This window comes from uncultured Faecalibaculum sp., from assembly GCF_910588395.1.
GTDB lineage: Bacteria > Bacillota_I > Bacilli_A > Erysipelotrichales > Erysipelotrichaceae > Faecalibaculum.
This window is the reverse complement of the sequence record NZ_CAJUPA010000016.1, coordinates 40,061-54,632: the sequence shown is the minus strand read 5'-3', so window position 1 is coordinate 54,632 and position 14,572 is coordinate 40,061. Positions and strand designations below refer to the sequence as shown.

General features: G+C 57.0%; 11 protein-coding genes. All 11 read right to left on the bottom strand.

The genetic code is table 11. The features are described from left to right. Positions 1 to 96: 96 nt before the first annotated feature. Entirely contained in the window at positions 97 to 585 is a 489-nt protein-coding gene (gene tpx / locus QZ305_RS05900; RefSeq protein WP_294730798.1) for a thiol peroxidase, read from the bottom strand. Between the two features lie 59 nt (positions 586 to 644). Next, positions 645 to 1,328 carry a response regulator transcription factor gene (locus QZ305_RS05895; RefSeq protein ID WP_294730797.1) on the bottom strand — a complete coding sequence of 228 codons (684 nt, stop codon included), beginning with the start codon at positions 1,326 to 1,328 and terminating at the stop codon, positions 645 to 647. 1 nt (position 1,329) lies between these two features. After that, positions 1,330 to 2,655 (bottom strand): sialate O-acetylesterase, encoded by a 1,326-nt coding sequence (locus tag QZ305_RS05890; protein ID WP_294730796.1) that lies wholly within the window; start codon positions 2,653 to 2,655, stop codon positions 1,330 to 1,332. After that, entirely contained in the window at positions 2,639 to 4,006 is a 1,368-nt protein-coding gene (locus tag QZ305_RS05885) for an MATE family efflux transporter (RefSeq protein ID WP_294730795.1), read from the bottom strand. The genes QZ305_RS05890 and QZ305_RS05885 overlap by 17 nt, the downstream gene beginning before the upstream one ends. Before the next feature lie 50 nt (positions 4,007 to 4,056). Then, positions 4,057 to 5,211 carry a DUF349 domain-containing protein gene (locus QZ305_RS05880; RefSeq protein ID WP_294730794.1) on the bottom strand — a complete coding sequence of 385 codons (1,155 nt, stop codon included), beginning with the start codon at positions 5,209 to 5,211 and terminating at the stop codon, positions 4,057 to 4,059. A 98-nt stretch (positions 5,212 to 5,309) separates the two neighbouring features. Continuing rightward, positions 5,310 to 5,900, bottom strand: a complete 591-nt coding sequence (locus QZ305_RS05875; protein WP_294730793.1) for a hypothetical protein — start codon at positions 5,898 to 5,900, stop codon at positions 5,310 to 5,312. A gap of 240 nt (positions 5,901 to 6,140) precedes the next feature. Continuing rightward, positions 6,141 to 7,418: a 2-hydroxyacyl-CoA dehydratase gene (locus QZ305_RS05870; RefSeq protein WP_294730791.1), complete on the bottom strand. Its 1,278-nt coding sequence runs from the start codon at positions 7,416 to 7,418 to the stop codon at positions 6,141 to 6,143. Beyond that, entirely contained in the window at positions 7,415 to 10,399 is a 2,985-nt protein-coding gene (locus QZ305_RS05865) for an acyl-CoA dehydratase activase (RefSeq protein WP_294730790.1), read from the bottom strand. The genes QZ305_RS05870 and QZ305_RS05865 overlap by 4 nt, the downstream gene beginning before the upstream one ends. Before the next feature lie 287 nt (positions 10,400 to 10,686). Continuing rightward, positions 10,687 to 12,645: an ABC transporter permease gene (locus QZ305_RS05860; RefSeq protein ID WP_294730789.1), complete on the bottom strand. Its 1,959-nt coding sequence runs from the start codon at positions 12,643 to 12,645 to the stop codon at positions 10,687 to 10,689. Beyond that, positions 12,642 to 13,406 (bottom strand): ABC transporter ATP-binding protein, encoded by a 765-nt coding sequence (locus tag QZ305_RS05855; RefSeq protein ID WP_294730788.1) that lies wholly within the window; start codon positions 13,404 to 13,406, stop codon positions 12,642 to 12,644. The genes QZ305_RS05860 and QZ305_RS05855 overlap by 4 nt, the downstream gene beginning before the upstream one ends. A gap of 277 nt (positions 13,407 to 13,683) precedes the next feature. After that, positions 13,684 to 14,572, bottom strand: an 889-nt coding sequence (locus tag QZ305_RS05850; RefSeq protein ID WP_294730787.1) for a HAMP domain-containing sensor histidine kinase, incomplete at its 5' end; no start/stop codon positions are given.

Genomic DNA, 14,572 nt, shown 5'->3' with positions numbered 1-14,572 from the left:
CCATAGTGGACTTTCACCACCCAGATATGTGCCATGCCGGGCACACAAAAAAAACCTGCCACCCTCTGGTGACAGGCATTGTCTTCTGTATTCTGGTTACTGAGTGATGCCGGCTGCTTTCAGCGCCTTGCTGTAATCCGGTTCCTGCGTGACTTCGTCCACGTACTCATCATACAGGATCTCGCCCGCCGGATTCACCACGAACACAGCCCTTGCCAGCAGACCGTTTTCCGCCATCCGCACACCTGCGGCTTTCGCGAAGCTGTGATCTTTAAAATCCGATGTGGCGGTCAGATTGTCATTCTGTTCCATATCCATCCAGCGCTTCAGCGCAAAGGGCAGATCCATGGAAACGGAAATCAGCTGCACATCCGTGCCCTCCAGCGCATGCATGAATGTGGCCAGCTCTCTGGAGCAGACCGGTGTATCCGCACTGGGAACAGAAAGAATGATTTTGGTGCCATCTGATTTCATCGGTTCGATCTGAGCCAGATTCACATCCGTGACCGTGAAATCCGGCATGATCGCGCCCGGTTTCAGCTGCACACCTTCCAGCGTCACAGGCACCCCTGCAAATGTTGTCATACTGCATGTCCTCCTGCAGGCATTGTCTCCGGTTTCCCCATTTCTGACAGCTCAGATGCTCAGGTTCTCTCCTGACACAGCCGGTAGCCGATGCCCTTTCTGGTTTCGATGAATCCAGCCGCACCAATGGAGTCCAGCTTCTTCCGCAGCCGGTTCACATTCACCGACAGAGCGTTTTCATCCACGTAGCAGTCGGTTTTCCACAGTCCTTCCATCAGATCCTCCCGGGTGACAATGACGTTCTTGCGCTCCATCAGCATCCGCAGGATCCGGGCTTCGTTCCTGGTCAGCTCCGCCTGCTTTCCCTCCAGTGTGATGGTGTTCTCGTCGGTGTCAAACCGGAGTCCGCAGTGTTCCAGTGTCCGGGTCTTGCCCGCAAAATCGTAAGCCCGGCGCAGCAGGGCCTGGATCTTGAACGCCAGCACCTGCATATCGAATGGCTTGGTCATGTAGTCATCCGCTCCCTGGGACACTGCCGTGACAATGTTCATGGCATCATCGGCACTGGACAGAAACAGAATGGGGACTTTGGAGTGCAGGCGGATCTGCCGGGTCCACTCGAATCCGTTCCGGTACGGCAGATTCACATCCATGATCACCAGATCCGGATTCCATTCATCCACCGTTTCCAGGATCCGGTCAAACACTTCTGCAAATCTCGTCTCATAGCCCCAGGTTTCCAGAAACTGCGCTGTTTTCCTGGCAATGACCAGATCATCTTCCACAATCAGAATCTTGTACATCTCAGTCCTCCCGGTCCCGGTCTTCAAAGGGAAAGGCGGGGATCCCTGCAGCGGAGCGGATCAGGATGACCGGATCGTTTTCCAGGCCATAGCTTCCCTGCCACTCCAGATGATCTTCGCCGTTTTCCAGAATCTGATCAAACCACAGGGTATTTCCCTGACGGCGCAGGACTCTGGGACCATCCTGATAGTCCATCAGCCCCAGCAGCCTGGCAGCCATGCGGCCCATCCGCTGTCCGGGAATGGCTTTGTCCTGGGGATGAATATTTTCATGGTCCCCTGCATCCAGCAGACAGACCAGCCCGCAGTGTCCATCCGCATCCACCACTGCCTGCTGAGCCAGCCGCACAGTTCCCCAGTCCTTGACCGGATCATACTCAGCATAGCCCGGCAGCTGGGCAATCACCACAGGCAGATCCGCAGAATCCAGATCATGACGCCACCGCTTCAGGAGCATGGACAGCAGGGAGCTGTACCCCCTGGCGAACCGGGTGTCTTCTTCCCCCTGATACCACAGCAGCACATCCGGTCTGAGACCCTGCAGTCTGGAAAACATGGGTATATACAATCCCGCCGGACGCAGAAAATCCTTTCTGCCCTTTGGCCCCGGAAACGGTGTATGCCCCATAATGTCCTTCTTCTGCGCTCTGGTCAGTTCCGGATGGGCTTTGTCAAAGGCTTCAAACCGCCGGTTGTAGTCCGCCACTTCCTGTTCAAACGCGGCAATCCGCCGGTCCTCTTCTTCATCGCTCTGCTCCCGGATATCTGCCCAGTACGCATGGACATAGTAAGCCTCCAGCGCCGGATCCTGGGCCAGGTCGGACTCCGGCACCCAGCTGGCCGCACTGGAGCCGCCCTTGTAGCAGCCCACCAGGCCAATGGGGACATCCGTATGCTCTGCCACTTCCAGAGCCGCCAGCACTCCCACGGCACTGACCTGCGCCAGATTGTCCACTGTGAGTCTGGTCCAGGCCATGGTCTCGCCGCAGTCATGGCCGGGATACAGATTCCGGGGAACCTGGAGCCAGGAAATATCCCGGCCGGAAAGCCGGCGGATGATTTCTTCCTGATTCAGACTGTCCTGCACCGGCCACTCCATGTTGGACTGACCGGCTGCCAGAATGACCAGACCCTTCCGGATGTCCCGCAGTTCAATCCGGCTGTCTGCATCCTGAAGCACAATGTCGCCATCCTCAAAGGAACAGCTCCAGCATCCGTCCTTTACAGGAACCGGAATACCGTTGACCAGTATCCGGTCACAGTCGGATTCTCCCGTCAGGCGGTTCAGGACGGCATGATCGCGGATGTAGTCAGGCAGTCTGATCATGGAGACTCCTTTCTGTCTGGTGCAGGAAACGGATCAGCAGCATCGTGCCAATGATCGTCATGAGAAATTCCGCCGCGAACTGGGAGAATCCCAGCCCGTACATCGGCCAGATGCGGTCAAAGAGGAACATGAAGGGGATCTCGAAAATCACCTTGCGGCATACTGCCATGAACAGCGCCAGGTTGCCTTTCCCCGCAGCCTGGAATACACCCACGGCCAGAAAATCCATGGCCAGAAAGGGAATCGCCAGAGACAGCCCCCGCAGCAGCACCTGCCCGATGGCCACCGTTTCCGGATTCTGAATGAACCAGCTGACAATGGTCTTCGGGAACAGTTCAAAGGCCAGACACACCACAGCCAGAAAACCGAAGGTGATCTTCGCAGTGAAGAAAATGGCTTCCTTCATCCGGGCGATGTTGCCGGAGGCATAGTTGTATCCCACCAGCGGCATGACACCCTGGGAGACACCCTGCGCGGCATACATGGGAACCATGGCGACTTTCATGCCGATGCCCATGGCCGCCACGGCTTCCGTTCCATAACCTGCAGCCAGATTGTTCGCGATGACCTGACCGGCCACATTCAGCAGGTTCTGAATGCTGGCCGGAATCCCCACGGCAAACACACCAGCCGGGACACGGCCTTTCAGAGTGAACAGCCGGATGTTCAGACTCACCACCGTCCGGCCCCTGCGGACAAATACATATCCGATAAAGTACAGAACCGCCACACAGTTGGATATCAGTGTGGCCAGAGCCGCCCCTTCCGCTCCCATGCCGAACACGAGAATGAACAGCGGATCCAGCAGAATGTTCAGAAAACAGCCGCTCATGGTGCCGATTGCCGCATGGGCTGTGGCGCCTTCCGCCCGTACCAGATACGCCATGACCACATTCAGAATGGCCGGAGCCGCTCCGATGATCACCGTCCACAGCAGGTAGCGCCCGGTGGGGGTATAGGTGATGTCCGAAGCCCCCAGCAGATGCAGCAGCGGATTGATGAAGATCACTGCCAGCAGCGAGAAGAATATGGACGAAAACAGCGCTCCGTAAAAACCGAAGGAAGAACTGCGGGCAACGGTTTTCATGTCCTTTGCCCCCAGTGCCCGGCTCATCATGGAACTGGCTCCCACCCCGAACAGGTTGTTCACGGCGTTGAACGCCAGAAGCACCGGAGCTGCCAGGGAAACCGCAGCGGTCTGCACCGGATCATTGGCGAGGCCCACAAAGAATGTGTCCGCCAGGGAATACAGCACAGTGACCAGACTGGCTGCCGCAGTGGGGACGGACAGAGCGACAACTGCTCTGGGTATGGATTCCTTTTCGAAGAGATACGTACGGTCCTGCTTCATGTCAAACTCCTTTCAGCAAAAAAGGACTCCGAAGAGTCCTGATGATGCAACTAGTCGTTCAGACGGTTGTCGATGTCGGCGATCTCCGCTTCCAGCTGAGCAATGAAGTCTTCCTTGTCTTCAATCTGCTGCTGGATGTCGACCATTTCAGCCTCGGATACCAGGCCAAACATGTCGTCCTGCAGACGGCTGATCTGACGCTTCTGGTTGGCGATGATCTCCTGTTTGCGCACGCGGGAATCGCTCATGCGGTTTCTCCAGTCCATCTGACGGGCTTCGGAGTTTTTCTTTAGACCGTCAAAGTAGCTGTCCATCTGTTCACGCAGGGCAGCCCACAGCTCATCGTCCCGGTTTTTGCCGGTGGAACCGATGGCTTTCCAGTCCGCCGTGATCTGCTTCATGGTCTGTGTGTTCTGACGGCTGTAGTCCTGCTTTTCGGCAATTGCCTTGGCCTGGTCAATCAGACCGCGCTTCTTGGCGGCACGGATTGCCTGTTCCTTGTGCAGATCGTCGTAGTAGGCGTTGCGTGCTTCGTAGAACTGCTGACGGGCGCCGTTGAATTCTTCCCACAGGTTGTCATCATACTTGCGTCCGGCAGAACCGGCAGCCTTCCACTCGTTCATCAGATCACGCATCTTGTTGGATGTTTTCTGCCATTCGTGGGAATCAGCCAGTTCCTTCGCCTTCTCGATCAGTTCCGCTTTCTTCACACGGGCATCCTGACGGCGCTGCGTCTGCTCTTCCCAGTGTGCGTGCTTGCGGTCATAGAATACCTGGCGGGCAGCCTGGAACTGTTCCCACAGCTGGTCGTCCACAACCTTGCCGGCGGAACCGGCGGCCTTCCAGGCTTCCATCAGATCGTTCATGATCTGTGTGCCCTGGTTGAAGTTTTCGATCTGGGCGGTTTCCTTCGCCTTTTCAATCAGATCTTCTTTCTGAGCCTGGGTAGTCTGGTAGAGCTCGTTGCGCTTTGCATATACCTTGTCCACATAGCTTTCGAATTCATCCCGCAGGCCGTCTTCGTAATCGGATTCCCAGTAGTGGATCCGGTTCCAGCGCCGCTTCATGTCGTTGACCGCACGCAGAGCGGCAGCACCGTCGGATTCCAGATCGAGGCTCTTGATCTCCTCGATCAGTTCCTGCTTGCGCTGGATGTCCGCATCCATGTCCATGTCTTCTACATCATAGATTTCATCATTTGCCATTTGTTATACCCTCACTTTACCCAGTTAGAAGCTGTCATTAACTGCTTTTACCATTCTAGCACAGACCCCTGTAAAAGAGAAATATGAATTTTGCGACTTCAGCGGGGCCGTGACACCGCCAGCAGAACTTTCTGCACCATGAGAGCCAGCAGCAGCCAGAGCTCGTCTCCGGCCCAGAAGCAGAACAGCGACAGGGATATGCACTGGGACGCAAACGGAAGCACCGGAAGGAACAGAAGCGGGCCTGCCAGAAAGAGCGGATGAATGCGTCTGCCGGCGGCCAGCAGCGTGACTGCCAGTTTCAGGCAGTAAATCACCAGCAGGATCCGGACCGTGATCTGCATGCCCGTGGCAGCAGCCAGATCCGGAAAGAACCAGAAGGAACCGGCCTGCTCCGGACTGGTGAGAATGTCCATCCATACACAGCCCAGGCACAGAAATGCCGCTGCAGCGCTGAGCACAAATCCTTTTTCCGCCCGGGAAGCATGCCGGAATCGCCGTCTCTCCAGCAGAAACAGCCGCAGCTGCTGTCTGCCCCGGTCTCTTTCCCCGCTGTCCAGTTCCTGGGCGTTGAGCAGGGCCAGCGCCGCATCCCGGCGGCTGCGAAGAGATTTCAGCCGCACATTTTCCAGTCCCAGCGCAAAGCGGATGCTCAGAATCGCCAGCAGCGACAGGATTGCCAGAATCACACGCATCCCTCCTTCCCCAGTTAAATTGTGCCAGAAGACAGAGAACGGTAAAAGCCGGAATGTCTTTTCCGCCACTTTTCCGGAAAACTGGCTCTTTTTCTGTCTGAACCGCCGGATATGCGGATTATCTCTTGACTGGTCATCCTGTTTCTCAATCATCTGGCGATCATGGAAACGGAAAAAGAAAGCCGGATATGAAAAACCGCCCGGAATTCTTCGTGCCGGGCAGTTCGGTTTCTGTCAGTCTGCGGCAGCGGCTGTGCGCTGCTGCAGATTCTCCCGGGCAATGCTCAGCATGAGCTTGATCCGGTTCTCCTGGTTGACCCGGGCAGCACCGGGATCATAGTCAATGGCCACGATGTTGGCTTCCGGATACCGGCGGCGGACTTTGGCGATCATGGCCTTTCCTGCGATGTGATTGGGCAGGCAGCCAAAGGGCTGGGCACAGACGATGTTGCCATAGCCGCTTTCCGCCAGTTCCGCCATTTCCGCTGTCAGCAGCCAGCCTTCTCCCATCTTGCAGCCGGTGCCGATCAGTCCCCCGGCCAGCTCCTTCAGCCGCCGGTACCGGGCAGGCACCGTAAACTCCGGATACAGCCCGATGGCGTCCATGACCAGGGATTCGTATTTTGTCAGATACGTCAGCATCACGCCATTGAGCACCTGCGTGCTTTTTTTGCCGCCATACAGCCGGACGTCCTCCAGCGGCATGTCTGCGGCATACAGCAGAAACTGCATGATGCCGGGCATCATGATTTCACAGTCCTGCTGACGCAGAAACTCCTCCAGGTGATTGTTGGCCAGCGCGGAGTACTTCACATAGATTTCCCCCACCACACCGGTTTTCACCTTCGGCACGCGCCGGACAGGCACTTCGTGAAAACTCCGGGCGATCAGCCCGTCATTGCGTTTCATGGCATGCAGGTCATACCCCGCCCCGGTTTCAAACTGACCGGACAGCTCCCGGATCCACTGATCCACCAGCTGATCGGTCTGACCAGACTGAAGTTCGTAAGGACGCACCTGGTTGGCCAGGATCATGAGCAGATCCCCGTAGGCCATGCAGGCCAGCATTTTCCGCAGCAGCGGCAGCGTGATTTTAAACCCCGGCGAATCATCCAGTCCCTGAAGATTCAGGGAAATCACCGGCACCTGCGGATATCCCGCATCCCGCAGGGCTTTGCGCAGCAAGGATACATAATTGGACGCCCGGCAGCCACCCCCGGTCTGGGGCAGAACCAGAGCCGTCCTGTCCGGGTCATATCCACCGGTCTCCAGCGCCGAAATCATCTGTCCAATGGTCAGAAGCGCCGGATAACAGGTGTCATTGTGCACGTATTTCTGCCCTGTGCTGCTTACCTGACTGCCTTCATTGGTCAGCAGGCGGGCATGATAGCCGGACTGTTCCAGCACATTCTGCAGCAGACGGAAATGAATATCCACCATGTTGGGAAACAGAATGGTGTGCGTCTTCCGCATTTCTTCGGTAAACACCGGATGCGGAACCCGTGTACTCATGCCTGCTGCCTTTCCTGCCGCCGGTCACTGACACCCGGCTGCCGCCTGTCCCTGCATCCGGATGCACCCTCCTGCCGGCTTTGCTGCCGCTGGCCCGCAGCAGCAAACAGAGAGCGGAGCCGGATTTTCACCGCACCCAGGTTGGTGATTTCATCAATCTTCACCTGCGTATACAGACACCCTTCGGACTCCAGCATGGCCCGGACTTCATCCCCTGTGATCGCGTCCACGCCGCAGCCGAAGCTCACCAGCTGCACCAGCTGAATGGCGGGATCATGCTGGCTGGCAACCCAGCGGGCAGCCGAGTACAGCCGGGCATGATAGGTCCACTGATTCAGCACATCCGTATCCGCCTGACTGGTGTGATGGCCCAGGGAATCCTCCGAGAGCACCAGCCGCCCGGTGGAGGCAATGTACTGATCGATGCCGTGAATCACTTCCGGATCGGCATGATAGGGCCTGCCGCAGAGCACCACCACTTCCCTGCCCCGGGACCGGGCTTCCTGCAGCCAGATATCCGCCTGTGACCGGATGTCTTCCATATAGGCGTCCAGAGCTTCATACGCGGCGTTCACCGCCTTCTGCACATCCCGCAGCCGCACAGTGTCATCCACTTCTTCCCGCAGGAATTTCCAGAAATGCTTCGCAAAATCCTTCCGCCGGTGAATCCCCAGATAGGGCATCAGCAGCTTCTGTTCCGGCATGGTGCTCTGGATGGATTCCGGATAGTAGGCCACCACCGGACAGTTGTAGTGATTGACGCTTTTGTCTTCATCAATATTGTAGGAAAGACAGGGATAGAAAATGTCTTCGATTCCTCTGTCCCGCAGTGCCTGAATGTGACCGTGAGACAGTTTGGCGGGATAGCACACCGTATCGCTGGGGATCTGCCCCTGTCCCCTGTGATACAGGGCCAGGCTGGAAAAGCCGGATACTTCCACCCCGAAATCCAGCCGGGTGAACAGGGTATGCCAGAAAGGCAGCAGCTCGTACATGTTCAGAACCAGCGGAATGCCGATGGTTTTCCGCGATCCCTTCCGGCTGGAAAACCGGGCCAGCCGCTGGCGCTTGTACGCCAGCATGTTGTGACCGGACTCACTGCCCGCATGTCTGACCGGTTTTTCACAGCGGTTGCCCGCAATGCAGACTTTCCCGCCGTCAAAGACATTGACCGTCAGCCGGCAGTGATTGGTGCACCCCTGACAGACAGTGGGCTTCACGCTGTGGCTCAGGTTCAGGACCTGATCCCTGGTGCGCAGTGTGCTGTGATCCAGCCCCTTGTCTCTGGCATACAGCGCCGCACCCACGGCTCCCATCAGACCCGCAGCCGCCGGGCGGGTCACCGGCATTCCCAGCTCCAGTTCAAACGCCCGGAGCACCGCATCATTGAGAAACGTGCCACCCTGCACGATGATGTGATCGCCCAGTTTCTGCCCCTGTTTCAGGCGGATGACTTTGTACAGCGCGTTTTTGACCACGGACACCGCCAGCCCGGCAGCAATATCCTCCATGGCCGCACCGTCCTTCTGAGCCTGCTTCACCGAGGAATTCATGAACACGGTGCACCGGCTGCCCAGATCCACCGGTTTTGTCCCCTTCAGCGCATGCTCGCAGAAGGTCTCCATATCATAGCCCAGGGTCCCGGCAAAGGACTGCAGAAAGGAACCGCAGCCGGAGGAGCAGGCTTCGTTCAGAAAAATCTGGTCCACCGCTCCGTTGCGGATCTTAAAGCACTTGATGTCCTGTCCCCCGATGTCAATGATGAAGTCCACCTGCGGATCATAGGCTTTGGCAGCGGTGTAATGGGCCACGGTTTCCACCACGCCCAGGTCCACACCGAAAGCCGCCCGGACGATGTCTTCTCCATAGCCGGTGGCAGCACTGCCCAGGATCTGGCAGTTTGGCCACCGGTCATAGAGCTCCAGCAGAAAATCCCGCACATGCCTCACGGGCTGGCCGCCGGAAGGCAGATACCGGTAAAAGGCAATGGCGCCATCTTCTGTCAGGGCTGCGCATTTTGTGGTGGTGCTGCCTGCGTCAATGCCGACATACAGCCGGACCGGGTCACCGGAGGGTTCCAGGAAAGCAGGCAGCTGCTGACCATAGCGGGTCTCGAACGCCACCCGTTCCCGCCTGTCCCTGAACAGCGGCCGCAGACTGTCATAGGACTGCCAGCCGGTCAGCTGCGGGATGCGATCCGCCAGTTTCTCCAGATCAAAGGTCTCCTCTCCGGCTAGCAGCGCCGCACCGTAGGCTACATAATATAAGGATAAGGAAGGACACACGCCTGTCAGTTTCAGATTGGCATCGAAGGTTTCCCGAAGCATGGAAAAGAACGTCAGCGGGCCACCCAGATACACCACATTCCCCCGGATCGGCCGTCCATGCGCCAGACCCGCAATCGTCTGGGACACCACAGCCTGGAAAATGGATGCAGAGATGTCTTCCTTGGTGGCACCCTGATTCAGCAGTGGCTGAATGTCGCTTTTGGCAAACACACCGCAGCGGCTGGCCACTGGGTAGATCTTCTCATGGTCCATGGCCAGGGCATTCATTTCGTCCTGACTGATCTGCAGCAGCGTCGCCATCTGATCGATGAAGGCACCGGTTCCCCCGGCACAGGATCCGTTCATGCAGAAATCCGTTCCCCCGCTGAGAAACAGAATCTTGGCATCCTCGCCCCCCAGTTCAATGACCACGTCCGCTTCCGGCTGCAGCGTTGTCACAGCCTGTCTGGTGGCAAACACTTCCTGGGCAAAACGGATCCCCAGCTGCTCGCTGAGTCCGATCCCTGCCGATCCGGAAATGCACAGAGACTGAAGACCGGGAAATTTCCGGGAAAGAGTCTGAAGGACCTCCCGGGTTTTCTGCGCAATCCGGGAGTAATGGCGTTCGTATTGGGTATGACAGACCCTGCCGGATTCATTCAGCACAACGGTCTTGATGGTGGTGGAACCAATGTCCAGCCCGATTCGATGCATATAGCGCCTTTCTAATCCGAAAAAATGCTGTTTTTATAAACATTTTGAGAAGATTCGGAAAAATCAGAGCATATTTTAGCCGAATCAGGTGACAGATTCAAGGAATCAGAACCACGGTCCTGTCTGTGTTCCCGGCTGACTGCAGCCCATTGCCGTCTGGGATGCAGAACCCCGTGCATGCATCAAGATTCCTTTTCTCCTTCATGCCCCGGCAGTCTGCGCAGCAGACATCGGCACAAAAAAAACAGCCGGTACGCTGATCGGCTGCAGATGAAACAGGAATCACGTCAGGCTTCTTCCAGGTCCTCTGTCATGCCTTTGACAAGCTGATAGTAGGCGCGGCTGGTGAGTCCGTACACGATGATGTAAAGAAGCGCGAAGATGCCGAATACGCACAGGCAGGTGATCATGAACAGTGTGGTGTCTCCCATGCCAAGCAGCATGAGCAGTTTGGAGATCATGGGGAATGCGAAGGCAATGTGAACGGCGGCCATGACCAGTGGCAGGAAGAATACAGCCAGGACCTGGAAATGAATGGTTTTCCGGATCTGGGCATTGTCCAGTCCCACTCTGGTCATGATGTCGAACCGTTTCTGGTCTTCGTATCCTTCGGAGATCTGTTTGTAGTACATAATCAGCACACTGGCGGTGATGAAGAGAATGGACACGAAGATGCCCACGAAGAGCAGACTGCCGTACAGGGAATGCAGGGAGTCGCCGAAGCCGTTTCTGGTATCACCGGAGGGCCGCAGGCCTGTGATCTGTTCAAACTGATCCTTGACCACTGCAGCGTCCTGATCCGGGTTGGGGCTGTCGAAGGCGAGGATGTTGACCAGGCTCTTCTGTTCTGCCGGTGCCAGACTCCGGACGTATTCCATATCCTCCACAGAAGGCACCACCACCAGGGCGGGACTGCCTACCAGTTTGACACCGATTCCGGAGGAGGGAAATTCATCCACGGTCCCGGCGACGTTCCAGGTCCTGTCCTGTACAGTCAGCGTATCTGACCAGGTGCTGCCGGGGGTGCAGAGAAGCACCTGATCCGGGTTCAGGACATAGCTGGTGCCCATGGCGTTGTTGTACTGGTCCAGGGGAATGAACTCGAAGAGTCTGGTGTTCTCCTGTCCGTAGCTGCCGATGTCCGTGACTGTACCGTTGTCTGTCACACCGGGGATATCATACAAAGAGTAGGCCAGCACATCTTCTGCCTGGACGCCGGACTGGGCCAGTGCCTGACGGAATTCCTCCAGGGAGTCCCCTTCCTGTGTGTACATAGTCAGGGTTGTTTCTCTGGGGTAGGATGTCTGAATGGTTTCGTCCATGCCTGTCATGAGGCAGATGGTGGTGGAGAGCGCCACGAGAACCATGGTGGAGAGAATGCAGATGTTGGCCAGGCTCACGGCGTTTGCCTTCATGCGGTATTTCATGCCGGAGACCGAGATGAAGTGACTGGTCTGGTAGTAGAACCGGCGGTTTTTCTGCAGCAGATTCAGAATGGCAATGCTGCCGGCGTTGAACAGCAGATACGTGCCGATGATGACCAGGATCACAGCCACGAAGAACAGAACGAAGGCCTCCATGGGGTTGTTGACAGAGATGGCCAGCCCGTATCCCGCTGCCAGGCAGATGATGCCTGCCAGAGCCAGGATCCAGCGGTTTTTCGGCTCCTTTTCTCCTTCGGCCTGGGCATGCAGCAGTTCGATGGGACTGGAGACGTTGACCATGAAAAAGCCGTAGACAGTCAGGAGCACATAGACAGCGCCGGTCCAGCAGATGGTCTGGGTCATGGCTGCGGCGGAGATGTGCAGGCCTTCCGGCAGGGGGATGCTGACAAGCCGGGCAATGAGCAGATACATGGCTTTGTCCAGGATCACGCCAAGGCCCAGTCCAAGGATCAGCGAGATGGCCCAGCAGATGAGCAGTTCGAAGAACAGCACCAGTCCGATGTCCTTTTTTGCCAGTCCCAGGATGTTGAACAGACCGAATTCCCGCTTGCGCTGTTTCATGAGAAAGCTGTTGGTGTAGAAGAGAAAGATCACGGTGAACAGCACGATGATGAGCTGCCCGAAGCCCAGCATCATCTGCAGCTGTGCCCCGCCGTAGCTGTCTGCCACCGCCGGTCCGTTTTCCAGGCTGATGACCAGATACAGCATCAGGGTGCAGAGGGCGCTGGTGAGAATGAAGGGAATCGTGGTGCGGCGGTTGCGCTTCAGATTCGATACCGCGAGTTTTGCTGCAAGCTTCATGCCGGTTCGCCTTTTCTGGACATGAGTGTCAGCGTGCGGCTGATGTCTTCATACAGTTCGCTGTTGGAGCGGTCGCCTTTGTAGATCTGGTGAAACAGCCGGCCGTCTTTGATGAACAGCACCCGGCTGGCATAGCTGGCGGCTTTCATGGAGTGCGTGACCATGAGGATGGTCTGGCCGCTGCTGTTGATCCGGGTGAAGAGGTTCAGGACATCTTCGCTGCTCCGGGAGTCCAGCGCGCCGGTGGGTTCGTCTGCCAGCAGGATTTCCGGGTCGGTGATCAGGGCCCGCGTGATGGATACCCGCTGTTTCTGACCGCCGGAGATCTCGTAGGGATACTTGTTCAGCACTGCCGAGATGCCCAGGTCTCTGGCCAGCGGCTGCAGTTTCCGGTTCATGACCGGATACTTTTCCTTGGCGAGCACCAGAGGGAGCAGTGCATTGTCCTTGTTGGTGAAGGTATCCAGCAGGTTGAAGTCCTGGAAGACAAATCCCAGATGACTCCGGCGGAAGGCTGCCAGTTCCTTGCCGCTGATTTTCGCCAGGTCGCGGCCGTTGAGCAGCACCTGTCCGGCTGTGGGGCGGTCCAGGGCAGCGAGAATGTTCAGCAGGGTGGTTTTTCCGGATCCGGATTCACCCATGATCGCCACGAATTCTCCTTCCTGCACATCGAAATGAACATTGTCCAGTGCCTGGACCTGGGTGCCGGAGAACCGGCTGGAATATATTTTTTTCAGATTTCTGACTTCAAGCAGTGCCATATGTTTTCCATCTCCTTTTGACAGGTTCATGATACAGGCCGGCAGGATCCGGGTTCCATCGACTTGTCTTACACTTGCCGCCGGTATCTTACACTGCTGAAAGATGCCGGAAGAATGCGGTCAGAATGGTGACGGCTGCCGGGCGGAATACGGTCTGCGTGCAGGAATGTGGTCTGCAGGCATGGAAAGAATGGATGACAGAGCCCGGTACCGTGCAATGGAGTGCCATGCAAAAAAAGCGGATCAGACCATGCCGGTCATGCCGCTTCGAGAGGAGTCAGTCATGTTCCAGAATGCCTGCATGCCGCAGGTCAATGGTGACGGCTGTGCCAGTCTCCTGGCTGGTGCTGATCCGGATGTCATGTCCCAGACGGTCCATGACCGTTCTGGCCAGATACAGGCCCAGTCCCGTGGCGGAAGTTCTGCGGCGGCCATTGGCGCCGGTGACCCCCTTTGTCCAGATCCGTTCCAGGTCCTGTCCAGGAATTCCCGGGCCGTCATCCCGGATGGTGATCTGCGCATCGCTGACCTGGATGACGATTTCATGGCGGGCGTATTTGACGGCGTTGGAAATGATCTGTTCCAGGACAAAAGTCAGCCACCGGGCGTCAGTGAGGGCTTTCTCTTCCGTGCCGCTGTAGTCGAGCCGCAGCTTCCGGCGGATGAATTCCGGGGAAAACGTCCGGATGGTGCTCCGGAGGATGTCATCCAGCTTCACCCAGTCGAAGACATAATCCGTTTCCGGGCTGTCCAGCCGGGCAGCAGCCAGAATCATCTGCGTGTACTGTTCCAGGCGAAGGACCTGGCTTTTCATTTCCCGGATATCCGGCTGTGGATCCTCCAGCAGCAGTTTCAGGGCGGCAATCGGCAGTTTGTTCTGATGAACCCAGAGATCGTGGATGTCCTGCATGTGCTGCTGATCCCGGCGGTACTGTTCTGCCTGTTCATGCCGCAGTTTTTCCCTCTGCCGGATGATCCGCTGATAATCCCGGTCTTTCAGGGTGCCGTCAAATTCCATCCAGGACAGATCGGGCACTTTGCGCTGGGCTGTCAGAAACCGGTGGGACAGGGTATGACGCCAGTAGTCCAGAACAAGATAGATGTTGATCAGAACAAATTCCAGCAGCAGCATGTAGCCCAGGGCATCAGGGTTCAGATCATATACA